A 13,492-nucleotide genomic window follows, 5' to 3' on the forward strand; every position below is an offset into this window, starting at 1 on the left:
GGTCAGATCTCAGTAGGTCGCGTTGATGTTTTCTTTGTTGTTGGCGCCGAGCTTGTAGACGTCGTTGTACGACATGCAGCCGAGGCGGTTGTCGTACAGGTCGAGGCGGGGGCTGGCTTCGGGGCCGTGCGTCAGGCCGACGGCGTGCCCGGTCTCATGGCACGCGTCCGATTTGTTGACGGCGCCGATTCCCGTGTGGTCCTTGTTGAAGACGATGTAGTGCTGGTCGCACTTCTTCGTGCTGGAGGCGTCGTCGCACCAGGTGATGCCGATCTTTCCGCGCGAGAGGGTCTTCGCCTTGTAGACGACGTCCGTCTCGGCGCTGCCCCGGTAGACGCCGGAGGACTGGATCTTCACCACGAGGTCGGTCGGCCCGTAGTAGTCCTTGGCCGCGCGGGAGATGGTGTTCTTCTCTGCCGCGGTCAGACTGCCCTCGCGGTAGATGGTGAGGGTCTTGTTGTCCGTCTGGCAGAACCCGTCGCCCATTTCGCCGTCGACACATGTGTGGAAGTAGTTCCCGGTCGGATACATGTTGTCGGTCAGAGCGGCCTGGACGATGGTGGTGCCCGCGGCCAGGGCTGCGGTCGCCACTCCGATGACGATGACACTCCTCCGTTTGATCGCCACTGGCGATCCCCCCTATCTGTCCGCCTCCTGTGTGTCTCCTCGGAAGTTCCGGTGAGCGTGGGGCGGTTGGGGCGATCTAACGGGATCAAGCACTGGCCAAAAGTTGACCGAGTGTTGATTGGCTGGAAGGGATCATTAAGAGGCCGAATGTGTCTATAGCGTGAAAGTCCGGTGAAAGCATCCGTAAATCATTGGCCCTTCACCGCCGCCTCCCGTATAAGGCGACATTCGGACAGCGTCCCTTATCGGGTGGGCATTTGCCCGGGCATGACGAAGGGCCCCGCGGGACGGATCCGCGAGGCCCTTCTTTATCGTCAGCACCGGCGTCAGGGCAGCGCCGGTGCCTGGGAGCGGCGCCGGGGGGTCGCGCCGCTGGCCTGGACCTTTGGCAATGCGGGCAACGCGCGGAAGGCGGTTGCCCGGAGGGGGACTTGGGGCTGTTCGGGGCTTTCTACGCATCGTGCTGGATGAGCGCGGCGCCCGCAACCGTTTGACCCAGCCCTTGTGCATTTTTGCATTTTTCGCCGGTCGGCTCGGCCCCGGGCGTCCCCGAGGCCGGCCGTTCTCTTGGGTGACCGGGCTGCTGTCCCCTGCCGTCCGGTCACTTGTCCGGAGCGAGGTCCCACGGCGCACGGCACGATCCGTACGCCTCATCGCTCCAGCGAGCCACGCGTGGTTATTCCGGGCCCGCCCCTGGCTGGAACGGACACCGGGACCAACGAAACCGTCCGGGAGGCGGTCACGCGCCCGTACGGGTGAGAAGGGCGCTGAAGGGTGCTGGGGGGTGCTGAAGGCTGGCTGTTGAAGAGGGGGGCGAACCGACGTCCGACCTCAGACGCGGCCCCGGCACAGTTCGAGCAGCGTCATCGCCAGAGACGTACCGGGCTTGCCGAGGGCGTCCCGGTAGTGGCCGAGGATCTCCATCTCGCGGGAGAGGTTCACGCGCCGGCCGCCGGAGGTGATCCGCGCTTCCTGGATGACGGCGGAGACCGCCATCCGTTCCTGGATCAGACCGATGATCCGGTCGTCGAGCGCGTCGATGCGCTCACGGGCGCCGGTGATCACGTCCGCGGCCTCGGGGGTGCGGGCGCCGGTCACGTCGATGGTGGTCATGGGGGCTCCTGTGGTGGATACGGGTGCCCCGGAGCGGCAGGACCCGGGAAAACGACAGGCGCCCCGGGCCTTGTCGGCCCGGGGCGCCTGGGAAGTCGCTCGTCAGTTGCTCAAGCAGCACGACCATGGCAGCCGGTGGGCCGGTTGCCATAGGTAAAGACGAAGGTCGGGTGCGTGAGCATGAGGTCAGTATGCAGGGTCGTCGGGCGAGGTCCAAGGCGGTTCGCGAGGCGGTTCGCATCCTGAGACACGGTGGTGGTTCCGGCGCCGGGACCGGTCCCACGTCCGCCTCGGTAGAATCGGGTTACACAGAGACCCCGCCCCACCGCCGGAAGGCCCCCGTGTCATCAGCGACTCCTACTGCCGCCACCCCCGACACCGTCCTGGTCGTCGACTTCGGTGCGCAGTACGCCCAGCTCATCGCCCGTCGAGTCCGCGAGGCGCGGGTCTACAGCGAGATCGTGCCGAGCACCATGCCGGTCCAGGAGATGCTCGCCAAGAACCCGGCGGCGATCATCCTCTCCGGCGGCCCCTCGTCCGTGTACGAGGAGGGCGCCCCCCGCCTCGACCGCGAGCTCTTCGAGGCCGGCGTCCCCGTCTTCGGCATGTGCTACGGCTTCCAGCTGATGGCGCAGACCCTCGGTGGCACGGTCGACAACACCGGCGCCCGTGAGTACGGCCGCACCGAGCTGCACGTCTCCCGCTCGTCCTCGACCCTCTTCGAGGGCACCCCGGCCGAGCAGGCCGTGTGGATGTCGCACGGCGACGCCTGCTCCGCCGCCCCCGAGGGCTTCAGCGTCAGCGCCTCCACGGACGTCGTCCCGGTCGCCGCCTTCGAGAACGACGAGAAGAAGCTGTACGGCGTCCAGTACCACCCCGAGGTCATGCACTCCACGCACGGCCAGCAGGTGCTGGAGCACTTCCTGTACCGCGGCGCGGGCCTCACCCCGGACTGGACCACCGGCAATGTCATCGACGAGCAGGTCGCGGCCATCCGGGAGCAGGTCGGCGACAAGCGCGCCATCTGCGGCCTCTCCGGCGGCGTGGACTCGGCGGTCGCCGCGGCCCTCGTCCAGAAGGCCATCGGCTCCCAGCTGACCTGCGTGTACGTCGACCACGGTCTGATGCGCAAGGGCGAGACCGAGCAGGTCGAGAAGGACTTCGTGGCCGCGACGGGCGTCCAGCTGAAGGTCGTGGACGCGGAGGAGCGCTTCCTCACCGCCCTCAAGGGCGTCTCGGACCCCGAGGAGAAGCGGAAGATCATCGGCCGCGAGTTCATCCGGGTCTTCGAGCAGGCCCAGGCGGAGATCATCGCGGACGCGGGTCCCGCGGTGGAGTTCCTGGTCCAGGGCACGCTGTACCCGGACGTCGTCGAGTCCGGCGGCGGCACCGGTACCGCGAACATCAAGTCGCACCACAACGTGGGCGGTCTGCCGGAGGACCTCGAGTTCCAGCTGATCGAGCCGCTGCGCAAGCTGTTCAAGGACGAGGTCCGCATGGTCGGCCAGGAGCTCGGCCTGCCGGAGGAGATCGTCCAGCGCCAGCCGTTCCCGGGCCCCGGCCTCGGTATCCGGATCGTCGGCGAGGTCACCAAGGACCGCCTCGACCTGCTCCGCGACGCCGACGCGATCGCCCGTGAGGAGCTGACGGCCGCCGGTCTCGACCGTGAGATCTGGCAGTGCCCGGTGGTCCTCCTCGCGGACGTCCGCAGCGTCGGCGTGCAGGGCGACGGCCGCACCTACGGCCACCCGATCGTCCTGCGCCCGGTCTCCTCCGAGGACGCGATGACCGCCGACTGGTCGCGCCTCCCGTACGACGTCCTGGCGAAGATCTCCACCCGGATCACCAACGAGGTGCGCGACGTCAACCGTGTCGTCGTCGACGTGACCTCGAAGCCGCCGGGCACCATCGAGTGGGAGTAGGCCCTCCCGAGGGAGGGGCTCAGGTCCGTTTGAGCGTGCGGACCGGCTCCGCGGGCTGCCAGACCTGGGCGACCAGATAGGTGTCGTCCTCGACGTAGGTCCGTACGACCTCCGTCAGCTCGGCGCGGAAGAGGTGGAACGGCTGCGGCGGTTCCACCTCTTTCACATACGCCGCCCTCGCCGCCCCGTCCGCCACCTCGACCGCCCGCCCCGCGATCCGTACGTCGCCCCCGCCCATCCCGGTGCCCGCGCCCGGGTTGGCCTGGAGGCAGAAGCGCGGGTCACGGCGCAGGTCGAGGGCCTTGAGCGAGCCCGGCATCATGCCGAGCCACAGCTCACCGCCGAGGAAACGGGCCTCGATGCCGGAGGTGCGGGGGGAGCCGTCCCTGCGGAGCGTCGCGAGGACATGGTGCGTGAAGGCTCCGAAGCGTTCCTCGGTGATCTTCGCGAGTGCGGGTTCGGCTGCGGCGAAGGCCGCCCAGTTCGCTGTCATACGGCGAGTGTGGCCCCGATACCCGACATCCGCTGTCCGGTATCCCGGGCCGCCGGTCAGAAGCCCTGCGGCACCGGCCGTACGTACCGCTCCAGCCCCGCGGCGTCCCGCACCGGCGTGCAGCCGGCCGCCACGAGCCGCTGGGCCAGCTTCGCGCGCCGGGTCGTGTTGACCTTGAGGGAGCCCAGCATGAACAGCGGCATCAGCACGGCGAGCGGGAGCAGCACGGCGTACTGGCCGGTCAGCACGGCCATCAGCAGGAACAGCACCGCCGAGCCCCCGCCGATGGCCAGCAGCTGCGTGCGGTTGGCGGCCGCGCCGAGGGCGTCGTGGCGGATGAGCGCCGTGAGCACGTCGACGTCCGCCTGCACCTCGGGGACCGGGGTGAGCGAGCCCAGGTACATGCCCGGCACCGGGCGGCCGGAGCCCGGGTCGGGGAAGGCCGCCGAGTTCGCCGCGGCCCGCTGCCGCGCCCAGGGGCCGGAGTCGCGTACCAGCTGGACGTGCAGGATGCGGTGCTTGCCGACGAGACGCACGCTCTCGTAGCGGAAGCCGTAGCACTCGGCGACGTAGACCAGCGCGCCGATCGTCTTCAGTTCCGCGAAGGGGTGGACGAGCTCGATGGTGTCGCGCGTCGTGATCTGACGCATGAGGGCGGTGACGTGGCGGTCGGCGAGGCTCAAGGTGTGCTCCGAAGGTGACGGAAATCGTCATCTTTACATAACGGCTCTGCCCTTTTGCACTGACCGACGGTAACTTCCGCGTCGTAAAGCAACCCAGTGCTGGAGGACCGATGCACGGGCCCACGTCGCCTGCCCCCCTGCCCACCGACCGGCTTCAGTTCGCGATGCCGCCGATGCACGACTCGGTGGAGGACGAGCGCCGGCACCGCAAGGAACGGCTGGCCGGCGCGGTACGCGTCTTCGGGCGGCTCGGCTTCGAGGACGGTGTCTCGGGGCACATCACCGCCCGCGACCCGGAGTACGACGACTGCTTCTGGGTCAACCCGTTCGGGATGCCCTTCAAGCACGTCACCGTCAGCGACCTGGTGCTCGCCAACGCCGACGGACAGGTCGTCGAGGGCCGCTACCACGTCAACCAGGCCGCCTTCACCGTGCACGCCCAGGTGCACGCCGCCCGCCCGGACGTCGTCGCGGTCGCCCACTGCCACTCGGTGCACGGCCGCGCCCTCGCCGCCCTCGGCGAGCTGCTCGACCCGATCACCCAGGAGAGCTGCGCCTTCTACGAGGATCACGCGCTCTACGACGCCTACACCGGCGTGGCCGTCGACGCGGAGGAGGGGCGGCGGATCGCGTCCGCACTCGGCTCCCGCAAGGCGCTCGTGCTGCGCAACCACGGACTGCTGACGGTCGGAGACTCGGTGGACGCGGCCGCCTGGTGGTTCCTGTCGATGGAACGCTCAAGCCAGGTCCAGCTGACCGCGCGGGCGGCGGGCCGCCCCGTCCTGATCGACCACCGGGCGGCGGTCGCGACCCGGGAACAGCTCGGCGGCGACCTCGTGGCGTGGATCAACTACCAGCCGATGTGGCAGGACATCAGCCGAAGCGAACCGGACCTGCTGAGCTGAGACCCGCTCGGGAAGCCGCGTTCCGAAGACCGTGTCCTGGGAGCGGGCCGCGTGGACGCCCGGCGGCCGCGTTCTAGAAACCGCGCAGCACGACCGCCTTCGTCCGCGCGAACTCCTCGTCCGTGAGCACCCCGTCCCGGTGCAGCTCGCCCAGCTCGCGCAGTCGGCGCAGCAGTATGTCGTGGTGGTCGGCCGGGGACGGGACGGACGCCGCGAGCCCGCGCCCGCGGGTCACGTCCCCGCACTCGCGTTCCCGCCCGGGCTCGCGTTCCCGCTCGGGCTCGGGCGTCCGCTCCGCACCCGCGCGTGCGGAGGGATGCGGCAGACGCGCGGTGACCGCGGTCGCGACCAGGGCCGTCAGCAGGTCGCGGCTCACGTTCCCCCACAGGTCCAGGGCGTACGGGTCCTTCTCGGCCGGCAGCTTCGAGAACACCGTCTCGCGGGTCACGAACCGCAGGAAGCCGTCCTCGTAGCCGGAGTTGGGCAGCCACTCGACCCGTACGACATCGCCGACGTTGATCACGCGCGGGCCCGTCGCCCGCTTCACCCGGTCCGAGGTGTCCGCCCAGTCGACACGCACCTGGGTGCCGTCGAAGGAGACGGTGCCGTCGGAGGAACGCACGGAGACCGGAACCGGCGGGCCCGGCAGGAGGTAGGCCTTGGTCGGCTCGCCCGGGACCTGGTCGAGCAGCAGCGCGTGCCGGATCTCCTCGGCGAGGTACTCGGCGATCCCGGAACGGTCCACGTCCACGGTGAGCCGGTAGGGATCGGCCGGATCGGGCAGCCGCCCGCCGGTCGCGTGCAGCAGCGGATCGGCCCCCTCACGCAGCCGCATCCGCAGCCGGCCGCGCTTGCGTTCGGGCTCGTAGACGATCCCGGCGACCGCCTCCAGAGGCACGGTGATCTCCCCGTACGTCTGCCGGAACAGCGGTACGGAGCGGTGGAGTCCCGGGGTGATCCTGACCGTTGTGCCGTCGAAGGCCCAGGTCCCGTCACGCTGGATGATCTCGGCCATACGGGAATTCTCGCAGCCGGGTCAACACGGCCCTGCCCGCTTCACCCGCGCTGACCAGACCTGCCGGGAACGAGGGGTGTGCCGTAGGGCACAATTCGCTGTCATTGCGGGGGAGTTGTTCACAGTGCGGCGACCGGGCTCCACACAGGGGTCTTCGGGGGTCGCCATCCGATCGGGTCGTGGGGAAGGCGGGCGTCGGACATGGCGGTACAGGAGGCGAGACAGGGCACGGAGTCGAGCAGGGGGCCGGGCACCCACGAGGGTGGCTGTACCTGCGGGGACTGCCCACACGGGGCACGCGCGGGGCACCGGCGAGCGGTGGCCGAGTTCCTCGTGCAGCGGGACGGGTTCGCGGCCGGGCACGGCCTGCCGGCGGCCGTCGCCCACTCCGTCTCGGCCTCCCGCCAGTGGGTCTCCGAGGAGCTCACCCAATCCGCGGAACTCGTCGCCGAACGCGGCCGCGCCGAGGGCGAGGCCTGGCTGTCCCGTCTGTGGCTGCGCACGGCGGTCACCGTATGGGTGGCCGTCGTGGCGCTGCTGCTGGTGCAGTCCCTGACCGCCATCGGCGCGGGCTGGACCGACGCCCGCACCGCCGGACTCCTCGCCGCGCTGCTCGTCGCCGGCGCGCTGACCGCCGCCTCCTGGTTCCACCGGGCACGCGGCGGAGCCCTCGCCCCCGTGATCGGCGAGGACAACCGCCTCTCCACCTCCCGCGCCGTCGCCGTCGCCTGGGTGCTGCTCGTGGCCTACGCGGTGCTGGTCCTGGTGGGCCGGCTCGCCGCCGCATCCGGTCACGCCGAACGCGACGCGCTGCTCGCCGGGCTCGACCTCTCCCGCGGCGCCGGCGTGGTGACCGTCCTCGCCGTCGTCTGCGGGATCGCCGTGCTGGTGCGCCGGGTGGTCGGCCTGCGGGTCCTCGGCCAGCGGCTCCAGAAGGTCCGCGCCCACCGCCCCCGGGCCGCCGACCTGCTGACCGACGACGCCGGCCGGGGGACCTTCGCCGACATCCAGTACGTCGTGATCGGCGCCGTCGCCCTGGCCTTCGCCGCGGTCCGGCTGGCCCGCCGCCCCGACCAGCTGCCCGACCTCCCCTGGGGCCTGGCGGTCGTGGTCCTGGTCTCGGCCGCGACCTACCTCGCCGGCAAGTACGCGGAGGGCGGCCGCCCCGTCATCCTCTCCGTCGTCCGCTCCCGCGAGGCCGGCGACCTCGACGCCCCGATCCGCACCGGCGACGACATCGAGATCCGCGGCGCCGGATTCGTGCCGCCCGGCGCCCAGACCGCCGACCGGCTCTCCCGCATGGTCGTCCGCATCGGCCCGGTCCATGTCCATGTCCCCCTCGTGCCGGTCACCGGCGGCTTCAGCAACCCCACCGACGCCGTCCTCACCGTCCCCGTCCCGGCGGACGTGGAACCGGGCCGGGTGGACGTGCAGGTCGTCACGGCCGCGGGTGCGGAGACGAACCGGTACGCGATCGACGTCACGGACTGAACCGGCGGGGCGGAGCGGACCCCTCGGACTCACGTGGACCGACGGGCCGGAGTGAATCGACCGGGCCGGAGTGAATCGACCGGGCGAAGTGAACCAGTGGTGCGACGCGCTCGTGCAAACAGTTGAGCGCACCCCCCATTTCGTACGTATGGTCTGGTGAGGGGTCCCACCACTCCGGGCGAGAGGCGGCTACGGGCGATGACTCACGGCATGCGGACGGATACCTACCCCCCCTATCTCGACGGCGGCGGCCGCGACTGGCGGGACACCGCCACCCGGTACGCCCTCCTTCCCTTGCGTATCTTCCTCGGCGTCACGTTCATCTACGCCGGCCTCGACAAGCTCACCGACAGTGCCTTCCTGAAGGACAGCGGCGCCGGCTCGATCGGCGACACCATGCGCGCCGTCCGTGACTCCTCGGCCATCCCGGCCCTGGTCGACATGGCCCTGAAGAGCCCCGTCGGCTTCGGCTACGCGATGGCCTTCGGTGAACTCGCCGTGGGCATCGGCGCGCTGCTGGGCGTCCTCACCCGACTCGCCGCACTCGGCGGCGCGCTGATCTCGCTCAGCCTGTGGCTGACGGTGAGTTGGGCCTCGGACCCGTACTACTACGGCAACGACCTCGCCTACCTGATGGCCTGGCTGCCCCTGGTCCTCGCCGGTGCCCCCGTCCTCTCCCTCGACGCCGCCTGGCGCTCCAGGCGGCGAGAGCGAGCGGGAGCCCGAGCCAGGTAGGACCCACGCCCGCCCGACCCACGCCCGCCCGACCCCGCCGACGGATGGACCGTGAGCGTCCGTCGGTCGGGCCGTCAGTCGCGCGGCCGGCCGCTGGCTCGGGTGGTCAGTCGCCCGGCCGGCCGGCGGCTCGGGTGGTCAGTCGGTCGGGCGGTCAGGAGGCCGAGTGATCGGGCGCCCGGGTGATCTCACGCCCGGGTGACCGGGCGTCCGAGTGATCGAGCGCCCGGGGGCCAGGTGATCAGGGGGCCGGGTCCGGGCCGGTCCCGGCCGGAGCGGTCCGGCGGGACGAGCCTCGTCGTCTGCGTATGCCCCTCGCCACGACGCCCGTCGCGCCCGCCAGGCAGAGGCCGACCGTGACGACCGGGATCACCACGAACCACGGCGTCTCCCAGAGGCCGCCCGCGTCACCTGCGTAGATGACGCCGGCGAGGGTGAAGAAGGCGCCGGCGACCAGCCTGCCGGGCCGGAACTCATGACGCAGCACGGGCCACCTCCGCCTGTCCCACTCCGACCTGGAGGTCGAGGTCGATGGTCCCGGCGTCCTTGCCGCCCGAGACCGGTGACAAGGTCACCTCCTTGTGTTTGCCCGGCTGCACGTCCACATCCTTCTCGTCGTCGCCCGGCAGCTGGATGTCTCCCAGCCCCACGTCGATCCTCACCTTCACGGTCACGTCCGGCGGGACGATCACCCGCAGCCGGCCCGCCCCCACCTCGGCATTGGTGCTCACCGTCTGTCCCTTCGCGACATCCAGCCGGGACAGGTCCAGGGTGCCGTCCCCGGTGCCCAGGTCGTAGGCCGCCTGTACGTCCGTCACCGCCGCGGGCTGCCACACGGTGTCGATCCAGTGCGTCCCGATGTCCTTGGGCAGGACGGTCGTCCCGGCCAGCAGGCCCGCCGTGACGATCGCCAGGAACACCGAGCCCGCACCGGTCCGACCCAGGAACGAGCTGACCGCGATGCCCACTCCGAGCACGATGAGCGCGGCCGCGAGCCCCGCCTGGAGGCTGGTGCCGAGCGGGTGGTCGTCCCAGGTGAGCCGGGTGAAGAGAGCGCCCGCGAGCGCGGCGAGCAGGAAGAGCCAGCCGCCGATCCAGCGCGGCCCGCGGGGTCCGGCGTACGGCCTGTGCGGGGCGCGTATGTCCTCGGGGCGGCGCGTGTGGCCGACGAGGTCGACGTCGATGGTCGCGGTGAAGTCCCGGGCGCCGCGGGCGTCCCACGGGCCCCACAGGTAGCCCGTGCCGCCGTCGTGCGTGCCGTCCTTGACGATGGGGTCGCGCCACCACGAGGGATAGGCGGAAGGGACGGGCGGTGCCTGGGCCTCCGGCGGGGCGTCGGCCACGGCCTGCGCGGCCAGCGGGTCGGCGTCCGAGGAGTCCCGGTGCCGTGACCAGTAGCCGGCGCCCGCGAGGAGGAAGGAGACGACGACGGCGAAGGCCAGCACGCTGCCGTTGTTCAGCATCGACAGGAACACCCCGCAGCCGACCAGCGCGAACAGCACGGCCGCGAGGGCCTGGCCGTCGACCCGGCCGGTCAGGAGCTTGCGCACCTCGTTCTGCTCGTCGTCGGCGTAGGGGACGAAGAGCCATGCGAAGCCGTAGAAGATGAGTCCGATGCCGCCGGTCGCGGAGAGCACGGCGAGCGTGATCCGGAAGATCACCGGGTCCATGTCGCACTGCCGCCCGAGGCCCGCGCACACGCCGGCGAGCACTTTGTGCTCGCGGTCCCGCCGGAACCTGGTCGGAGGCCCCACCGCTTCGGCCCCTTGCGGTACCCGCGGACCACCCGGCCCCCGGCTCCCACCCGGCCCCCGGCTTGCTTCCGGCCCTTGGCTTTCGCCTGGTCCTGGGGCTCCGCCTGGCTCTCGGCTCGCTTCTGGCCCTTGGCCTCCTCCCGGCCCTTGAGCTCCGCCTGGCTCCCGGCTTCCTCCCGGTCCCGGGGCTCCGCCTGGCCTCTGGCTTGCTTCCGGCTCTTCGGTTTCTTCCGGCGAGCCGCTGTCGGCTCCCGTTTCGCCGCTCGTTCCCGCGCCGGTGTGGGCTGCCGCCGCGGCGGCTGTCGCGGCCTCGGTGGCCGCCTCGAGCACTGTCCTGTCGTCCGCGTCCGGGCCGGCGCCCTCCGACGGGCCGCGTCCTGCGCTCTCTCCCTTTTTCTCGTGCGCGCCCGCCCGCTCGTGCGCGCGAGGTTCCTCACCCGCGGCGCCCCGGGCGCCGGGGGACGGGGCGGCCGCGTCGGGCGCGGTGCCCCCGTCGGGCACGGCGTCCGCGGCGTGCTGGTGATCTGTCATGAGTCCATGGTGGCGGGCGAGCCGCCCTCGCGGCAGTCGGAATGACCCTGGTCGGACCCTGATATCGGCCCTGATCCGGGGCGGGGGAGGCGTTCGACGGGCGAGGAGCTCGGAGATCAGGGGCGTCTCGGGGGCGAACCCTGATGCCCGGGACCGACGCCCGTGTGACCATCGTTGGCATGCCGGAAGCCGCAGCAGTGCCACTCGTCGAACCGCGGCCGCCGCGCAAGCTCTACCGCAGCAGTGACGGACGCTGGCTCGGGGGCGTGGCGCGGGGGCTCGCCGGGCATCTCGGGCTGCCCGTCGTGTGGGTGCGGCTCGTCTTCGCCGGCCTGTTCATGGCGGACGGTCTCGGCGCCCTGCTCTACGCGGCCTTCTGGTTCTTCGTACCGCTCGGGGTCGGCGGGGTCGGCGACCAGAAGCCCCCGGCGCTGGTCGGCACCGAGACCGCGCCCGACGGCCGTCGCAGGCTCGTCGCCCGCAAACCGGACAAGGGGCAGATCGTCGCCCTGCTCCTCATGGTCGTCGTCGCCATGGTCTTCGTGGGCAACGTGAATGTGGGCAGCGGCGCCAAGGCGTATCTGCTGCCCGCCGTCCTCGTCGGCGCGGGCGTGGCCCTAGTCTGGCGCCAGGCGGACAACGCGCGCCGGGCCCGCTGGGTCGAGGTCGGCCGCAGACGCCGTACGCTCACGCTCCTGCGCGCGGGCGCCGGCGTCCTGCTCGTCACGGCCGGCGTCTCCGGCATCTTCGTCCTCCAGGGCTCCGCCGCCCACCTCGGCTCCGTGCTCCAGGCGGCCCTCGCCGTACTCGTCGGCATCACGCTCCTCGCCGGTCCCTACCTGGTCCGGATGACCCAGGACCTCTCCGAGGAGCGCCTGATGCGCATCCGGGCCCAGGAGCGCGCGGAGGTCGCCGCCCACGTCCACGACTCGGTGCTGCACACCCTGACCCTGATCCAGCGCAACGCGGAGAACGCCGGGGAGGTGCGCCGCCTCGCCCGCGCCCAGGAGCGGGACCTGCGCACCTGGCTCTACAGACCCGAGGGCACCGGCAAGGAGGAGGCCGACGAACCGACCACGGTGGCCGACGCGGTGCGGCGCAACGCCGCCGAGGTCGAGGACAAGCACGGCGTCCCGCTCGAGGTCGTGGTCGTCGGCGACTGCCCGCTCGACGAACGGGTCGGCGCACAGATGCAGGCCGCGCGTGAGGCGATGGTGAACGCGGCCAAGTACGGTGGCGAGGGCGGCGCCGTGCAGGTCTACGCCGAAGTCGAGGGCAGGACGGTCTTCGTGTCCGTCCGGGACCGCGGACCCGGCTTCGACCTCGACTCGATACCCGGCGACCGCATGGGCGTCAGAGAATCGATCATCGGCCGCATGGAGCGCCACGGCGGCACGGCGCGGCTGCGGGCCGTGCCGGGCGGCGGCACGGAGGTCGAACTGGAGATGGAGAGGGCGGAGAAGACGTCATGAGCGACCCGACCGACACGAACGGCACAGGGGGAGCGGCGGAGGCGGCCGAGCCGGCTAAGTCCTCCGGCGACGGCACGGACGGGCGCCATGTGCGCGTGGTCCTCGTCGACGACCACCGCATGTTCCGTACGGGAGTCCAGGCCGAGATCGGCCAGACCGAGCAGACCGGTGTCGAGGTCGTCGGTGAGGCTGCGGACGTCGACCAGGCGGTCACGGTGATCACCGCGACCCGGCCCGAGGTGGTCCTCCTCGACGTCCATCTGCCGGGTGGCGGCGGGGTCGAAGTGCTGCGCCGTTGCGCTCCGTTGATGGCCGACGCCGAGCAGCCCGTGCGCTTCCTCGCCCTGTCCGTGTCGGATGCGGCGGAGGATGTGATCGGGGTGATCAGGGGCGGCGCCCGAGGCTATGTCACCAAGACGATCACCGGTACCGATCTGGTCAACTCCATCTTCCGGGTGCAGGAGGGCGACGCCGTCTTCTCGCCGCGGCTCGCCGGGTTCGTCCTCGACGCCTTCGCCTCGACCGACGCCCCGCCGGTCGACGAGGACCTGGACCGTCTCACCCAGCGCGAGCGTGAGGTCCTGCGGCTCATCGCCCGTGGCTATGCCTACAAGGAGATCGCCAAGCAGCTCTTCATCTCCGTCAAGACGGTCGAGTCGCATGTCTCGGCGGTGCTGCGCAAGCTCCAGCTGTCCAACCGGCACGAGCTGACCCGCTGGGCGACGGCACGACGGCTGGTGTGAGGGACGGA

13 protein-coding genes are annotated in these 13,492 nt (G+C 71.3%); 6 read left to right on the forward strand and 7 right to left on the reverse strand.

What is annotated here, in order from left to right:
* Positions 1–9: 9 nt before the first annotated feature.
* Both ACIRPU_RS22175 and ACIRPU_RS22180 read right to left on the reverse strand, forming a co-directional pair.
* Positions 10–591: a hypothetical protein gene (locus tag ACIRPU_RS22175; RefSeq protein WP_403869788.1), complete on the reverse strand. Its 582-nt coding sequence runs from the start codon at positions 589–591 to the stop codon at positions 10–12.
* 867 nt (positions 592–1,458) lie between these two features.
* Positions 1,459–1,740 (reverse strand): chorismate mutase, encoded by a 282-nt coding sequence (locus ACIRPU_RS22180; RefSeq protein WP_355705332.1) that lies wholly within the window; start codon positions 1,738–1,740, stop codon positions 1,459–1,461.
* 341 nt (positions 1,741–2,081) lie between these two features.
* Between ACIRPU_RS22180 and guaA the strand changes: the two genes are divergently transcribed.
* Positions 2,082–3,662: a glutamine-hydrolyzing GMP synthase gene (guaA, locus tag ACIRPU_RS22185; RefSeq protein ID WP_384117483.1), complete on the forward strand. Its 1,581-nt coding sequence runs from the start codon at positions 2,082–2,084 to the stop codon at positions 3,660–3,662.
* 19 nt (positions 3,663–3,681) lie between these two features.
* Here the strand turns inward: guaA and ACIRPU_RS22190 are convergent, their stop codons facing one another.
* Both ACIRPU_RS22190 and ACIRPU_RS22195 read right to left on the reverse strand, forming a co-directional pair.
* Positions 3,682–4,155, reverse strand: a complete 474-nt coding sequence (locus tag ACIRPU_RS22190; protein ID WP_403869793.1) for a pyridoxamine 5'-phosphate oxidase family protein — start codon at positions 4,153–4,155, stop codon at positions 3,682–3,684.
* Positions 4,156–4,211: 56 nt separating this feature from the next.
* On the reverse strand, positions 4,212–4,838 hold the full coding sequence (locus ACIRPU_RS22195) for a hypothetical protein (RefSeq protein ID WP_403869796.1): 627 nt from the start codon (positions 4,836–4,838) through the stop codon (positions 4,212–4,214).
* A 110-nt stretch (positions 4,839–4,948) separates the two neighbouring features.
* Between ACIRPU_RS22195 and ACIRPU_RS22200 the strand changes: the two genes are divergently transcribed.
* Positions 4,949–5,743 (forward strand): class II aldolase/adducin family protein, encoded by a 795-nt coding sequence (locus ACIRPU_RS22200; RefSeq protein WP_403869799.1) that lies wholly within the window; start codon positions 4,949–4,951, stop codon positions 5,741–5,743.
* A gap of 73 nt (positions 5,744–5,816) precedes the next feature.
* On the opposite strand, the gene ACIRPU_RS22205 is transcribed toward ACIRPU_RS22200, so the two are convergent.
* Positions 5,817–6,758 (reverse strand): DUF4429 domain-containing protein, encoded by a 942-nt coding sequence (locus ACIRPU_RS22205; protein ID WP_403869802.1) that lies wholly within the window; start codon positions 6,756–6,758, stop codon positions 5,817–5,819.
* Positions 6,759–6,959: 201 nt separating this feature from the next.
* Between ACIRPU_RS22205 and ACIRPU_RS22210 the strand changes: the two genes are divergently transcribed.
* A complete protein-coding gene (locus ACIRPU_RS22210) occupies positions 6,960–8,249 on the forward strand; it encodes a hypothetical protein (RefSeq protein WP_385553485.1) in 1,290 nt (429 codons plus the stop codon).
* Positions 8,250–8,447: 198 nt separating this feature from the next.
* Complete coding sequence (locus ACIRPU_RS22215) at positions 8,448–8,984, forward strand: DoxX family protein (RefSeq protein WP_355705339.1); 537 nt, start codon at positions 8,448–8,450, stop codon at positions 8,982–8,984.
* A gap of 241 nt (positions 8,985–9,225) precedes the next feature.
* On the opposite strand, the gene ACIRPU_RS22220 is transcribed toward ACIRPU_RS22215, so the two are convergent.
* On the reverse strand, positions 9,226–9,471 hold the full coding sequence (locus ACIRPU_RS22220; protein WP_355705340.1) for a hypothetical protein: 246 nt from the start codon (positions 9,469–9,471) through the stop codon (positions 9,226–9,228).
* Positions 9,458–10,738, reverse strand: coding sequence for a PspC domain-containing protein (locus ACIRPU_RS22225; protein WP_403869806.1), 1,281 nt, complete (start codon positions 10,736–10,738; stop codon positions 9,458–9,460). Before ACIRPU_RS22225 ends, ACIRPU_RS22220 begins: the two co-directional genes overlap by 14 nt.
* Before the next feature lie 674 nt (positions 10,739–11,412).
* Here ACIRPU_RS22225 and ACIRPU_RS22230 point away from each other — a divergent pair.
* Positions 11,413–12,741, forward strand: coding sequence for a PspC domain-containing protein (locus ACIRPU_RS22230; RefSeq protein ID WP_403869809.1), 1,329 nt, complete (start codon positions 11,413–11,415; stop codon positions 12,739–12,741).
* The gene (locus tag ACIRPU_RS22235; RefSeq protein WP_384117507.1) at positions 12,738–13,484 is read left to right on the forward strand and encodes a LuxR C-terminal-related transcriptional regulator; all 747 of its coding nucleotides are present in this window, start codon (positions 12,738–12,740) and stop codon (positions 13,482–13,484) included. Before ACIRPU_RS22230 ends, ACIRPU_RS22235 begins: the two co-directional genes overlap by 4 nt.
* The last annotated feature ends 8 nt before the right edge of the window (positions 13,485–13,492 follow it).

Origin of the sequence: Streptomyces sp. NPDC102259, assembly GCF_044766465.1 — a bacterium.
Taxonomy (GTDB): domain Bacteria; phylum Actinomycetota; class Actinomycetes; order Streptomycetales; family Streptomycetaceae; genus Streptomyces.